Below are 603 nucleotides of genomic sequence, written 5' to 3'. Positions count from 1 at the left end.
GCTTCTCCTGTAAATTCATCTGCGAGAGAGCAAAGAGACAAAGACCGTTCCCCCATCACACACAATCAAAATGTCACGGTACATGTTAATGGTGCCCGTGAACCCATGGCCACTGGTCGTGCGGTTGCCCATGCCATTCAACGGGCACGTGCTAATGCTCTGCATGGCGGGACAGAATGAGGGGAGGGAGCTTATGAGAGATCCTTTGCTGATGTTAGGACCGCATCAATTTTATGTGGACTGGCTAAATTTCCAATCCTTTGAAGAAGAGTTTTCTGCCTCATGGGTTTGTATGGAGCGTTTTGGCAAGACACCCAGTTTGCAATTTACTGGCTATGGCAATGATCCCAAAACCATTCATGGAGTTTGGTTTCCAGAAGAATTTGGTGATCGGGTAGCGATAGATGCCATCACTACAACTATCCGAAGAGCAAAGCCTGTCCAGATGCTTCGTTGGATCAATGATACGACCTATAGTGTCCTTCTCCATGGATCCGTAGTAATCACCACGATCAATAAAGACCACGACTATATCAGTCGCTCTGGTCAATCCCAGCGCATCCGCTATTCCATTACGCTCTTGCCCTTTTTTAATGGCGGAAA

The 603-nt window shown here is 47.3% G+C and carries 1 protein-coding gene and 1 pseudogene; both read left to right on the top strand.

Features of this window, described 5'->3' with window-relative positions; genetic code table 11:
• Window positions 1-180 (top strand): annotated as a pseudogene (locus ACFINK_RS09420) (hypothetical protein); the annotation flags it as partial.
• Between the two features lie 13 nt (window positions 181-193).
• Window positions 194-603, top strand: a 410-nt coding sequence (locus ACFINK_RS09415; protein WP_375638922.1) for a phage tail protein, incomplete at its 3' end; no start/stop codon positions are given.

Source organism: Bartonella sp. AA16NXGY (assembly GCF_042197325.1).
Taxonomy (GTDB): Bacteria; Pseudomonadota; Alphaproteobacteria; order Rhizobiales; family Rhizobiaceae; genus Bartonella.
Note: the sequence above shows the minus strand (reverse complement) of the source record. Positions and strands in the feature narration are given on the sequence as shown.